6 protein-coding genes and 1 pseudogene are annotated in these 2,973 nt (G+C 49.4%); 1 reads left to right on the plus strand and 6 read right to left on the minus strand.

Annotation, left to right across the window (positions count from 1 at the left end):
• Window positions 1–191: BRCT domain-containing protein (locus BUE38_RS23345; RefSeq protein WP_234987143.1), on the plus strand; the 191-nt coding region annotated here is incomplete at its 5' end.
• A 23-nt stretch (window positions 192–214) separates the two neighbouring features.
• On the opposite strand, the pseudogene BUE38_RS23555 reads toward BUE38_RS23345, so the two are convergent.
• From BUE38_RS23555 to BUE38_RS23190, 6 genes and pseudogenes are all read right to left on the minus strand, one after another.
• Window positions 215–307: pseudogene (locus BUE38_RS23555) on the minus strand (RHS domain-containing protein); the annotation flags it as partial.
• Window positions 308–412: 105 nt separating this feature from the next.
• Complete coding sequence (locus BUE38_RS22010; RefSeq protein ID WP_073437396.1) at window positions 413–736, minus strand: immunity protein Imm33 domain-containing protein; 324 nt, start codon at window positions 734–736, stop codon at window positions 413–415.
• Between the two features lie 176 nt (window positions 737–912).
• Window positions 913–1,263, minus strand: a complete 351-nt coding sequence (locus tag BUE38_RS22015) for a DUF7668 domain-containing protein (protein ID WP_073437394.1) — start codon at window positions 1,261–1,263, stop codon at window positions 913–915.
• A 7-nt stretch (window positions 1,264–1,270) separates the two neighbouring features.
• Complete coding sequence (locus BUE38_RS23185; protein WP_200802222.1) at window positions 1,271–1,786, minus strand: RHS repeat-associated core domain-containing protein; 516 nt, start codon at window positions 1,784–1,786, stop codon at window positions 1,271–1,273.
• Between the two features lie 73 nt (window positions 1,787–1,859).
• Window positions 1,860–2,450, minus strand: coding sequence for a suppressor of fused domain protein (locus BUE38_RS22025; RefSeq protein WP_084542101.1), 591 nt, complete (start codon window positions 2,448–2,450; stop codon window positions 1,860–1,862).
• On the minus strand, window positions 2,440–2,973 hold a 534-nt coding region (locus tag BUE38_RS23190), incomplete at its 5' end, for an RHS repeat-associated core domain-containing protein (RefSeq protein WP_200802223.1). The genes BUE38_RS23190 and BUE38_RS22025, both read right to left, overlap by 11 nt.

Consider the following 2,973-nt stretch of genomic DNA (forward strand, 5'->3'; position numbering starts at 1 on the left):
TGATGGCGACGGACTTCTCGGTGCAGATCGTCACGCTCGAAGCCGATCAGTTCCTGCTGGTCCAGCGCCATGGCATGCACGTGACCGGAGCCGTAACGCAACCAGGCAACCTGTTGGCCATCGGGCAGGGTAGTGGTCTCACGGTGCCGTTGCCGTCTCTGGCCTTGTCGAGCTTGCCCCAGGCGCGATAGTGACCGACCCAGGCGAGGTTGCCGTTGGTGTCGGTAACTTCCAGCGGGGTGCCGAGATGGTCCGTCTGGAAGTAGTAGAGCTGCGGCTCGGCCAGCCGGTAGCCGCTGTACAGCACCGTACCGCTGCGGAGCCTAAGCGTAATGGCTCGCCTCGCTCAGGCTCCGCTACCGGCGTTCAGTTAGTCTTACGGCGCTATGGAAGTAACGAAATTGTAATAAGCTTACTCGTTTTCAACCCAAACGTCTTCATATCCATTTCTATCAACGATGAATTTATGATTTGGAGATAGCGCCAAGTATTTTTCCACGTGAGGGAAAAAGTCTTTTATATGCTCTATATGTAAAGGTTTGAAAAAATCAGCAGCATCACTGCATTCGCCTGCCCAAATATACCAGCCAGAACTACCATTTTCCGGGTCTTCACGGACCCCATAGATAGGAGATTCTTTAGCTGTATGGATAGCAACCCCTGCAATATCGCCAGGAGACGGGAAAATGACTTCTGATCCCGTTATTTCACAAACTTCTTTCTGCTTGTCTTTCATCTTTCCCATCACAACTGCCCTTTCATGTTTCTAGAAAAGATGGGGGCTGGCCCATCGAGTAAGTCAATTCTGGGTGCTCATTGCGATACAGGTAGAAGGGAGGTTGCATATAGCCAAGGGGAATTATGCTCAGCCTTGGCCGATTTTCATGCTGGAGCATGTCCAACCACCTGACATTAGAGGACATGTATGTCATCAATTTCAACGGCTATTTTTTCTTCATTAACTTCTGTCATTGTCAACTCCAAATTCAGATCAGACCTGCCTTCTTGCTCTGACCACAGGTCAAAACGAACAGACCATTTTTTAGGGTTGGAGTTTTGAACTTCAATCATGTCTATAGAATGAAACTCACTTTCTGGTGGGTAGACAAGAGCACACCCATATTCATCAATGGCTCGTTCCATTTCATATGACGTCAGGCGTATCCCACTGGATCTTTTCTCCAGCTCGTGGTATTTTTTTTGCACCAGAAGCGAAACCACATCCTGAAGTTCAGCTTTAATTCTTTTCTCAGAACTCTGCATAAATCACCTATCGACGATTTCCTGGGACACGCGTAGGAGTCGAGTTCTCAACTCCTATACTATTAAAGTAATCATCGGCACGCAGAATCGAGCTGCGGGCTTCATCCTGACCCAGCCCCGCTCTACGAAGTGCTTTGTACCCGATTCGTCTTTCCGCACCATACGTGCCTCCTCCAGCCTGCCTTTGCACTTGGGTAGCTGTATAGTGCGGAGATCCTATAGATGATGCAGGCCCTTCCAGTTGAACACCCGGGGCATCATTGGTTCTGTATCCGGGAAGATCCCGTACAGCGGCATCCTGAACAATATGATGCGCATCTTTTTGGCCAGACCGTCTCAAGTCTCCCACTGTGGGACCTAAGCTGTCGCTACACCTACTCAACCCCAAGGGATCCACCCACCCGGTGGGATTAGGCGCGTACATATACAGGTTTTCACCACCCGCCAAGCCTATCGGATCCTGGGTGGTGAAGCGACCGATCTGCGGGTCGTAGTAGCGGAACCGGTTGTAATGCAGGTGCATTTCTGCTGCCTCTACAGGCAGAAGAAATGTAGTGCAGTGAAAAAATTACGCGCTAGTGCATCTTAGCAATCAATTACTCTATTACAACAGATGCACGAAGGGGATCCAGGTAATCCATCTCATTCTTGTCAAACCTCTTCTCAAGCTCTTCCAGCCCATATTTATCAAGAAAGTCCTTTTCACTGGAATGGATTGGTAAAAGCCATCGGTATTTTACCGATATCTGAGAGGAGTTGTAGTTCTCTAACTCTGGTCCGTATGGATACGGCAAAGATATCAACAGATGTGTACACGTTGCTCCTTCTAGCCACTCTCTTCCTATGTTAACGCACGATCCTGTGGACAGGTTCGCGGTACCGCTATAGTAGCTAGAGAGCATAGCCAATGTTTCAATATGGCGAGGAGACTCGTACGGGGAGATAATTAAAAACTCCTGCCTGAAAGGTAAGTTGTTATCAACTTCCCAAGCTCCAAGCGTTAGATACACCCATGGTTCCCCTTGCTTCCCGGGAGATATTCTCAAGACCCTGAAGTCAGGAAGTATAGATTTTATGCCTCCTTTTTCCCATGAAAAAACCTCCTTTTTTTCACTTGGCCAGAAGGTGTCCACATGAGACATCAAGCCACTATAGATACTATTTTTTTCCATGATACTAAAATCCATGCCTTTTAGCCTGCTGCCTCGAATATCTCGATGCAGATGCACCTTCTATTCTCTGGCACCTTAAGCATTGGGTTCCGGATAACCCCTGGTTACGCGCATAGTCTCGACGTTGCTCATCTGTCATTTCATGTCCACCATGCTCATAATAGTGCTCAACAAGTGTTGGTTCGTGTTGAGGGCTTGGCGCAGTTGGTGTTCCACCGACTTGAAGTTCACCACATGCGGGACAAGGTTGTCCTTCCCCCGCAGCTCTTGCAACCTGAGCAGCAGGGCTATTTGTCTGAGAACCGCCATAGTGCATTTGACGGTTGTACCTTCCCGAAGGTCTATTTTCCAACCCCAAGGGATCCACCCACCCGGTAGGGTTGGGCGCGTACATATACAGGTTTTCGCCACCTGCCAAGCCTATCGGATCCTGGGTCGTGAATCGACCGATCTGCGGGTCGTAGTAGCGGAACCGGTTGTAATGCAGCCCGGTTTCTTCGTCGTGGTACTGGCCCTGGAAGCGGAAGGGGTTGTCGGT

The sequence above is a fragment of the Halomonas cupida genome, assembly GCF_900142755.1.
Taxonomy (GTDB): Bacteria; Pseudomonadota; Gammaproteobacteria; order Pseudomonadales; family Halomonadaceae; genus Halomonas; species Halomonas cupida.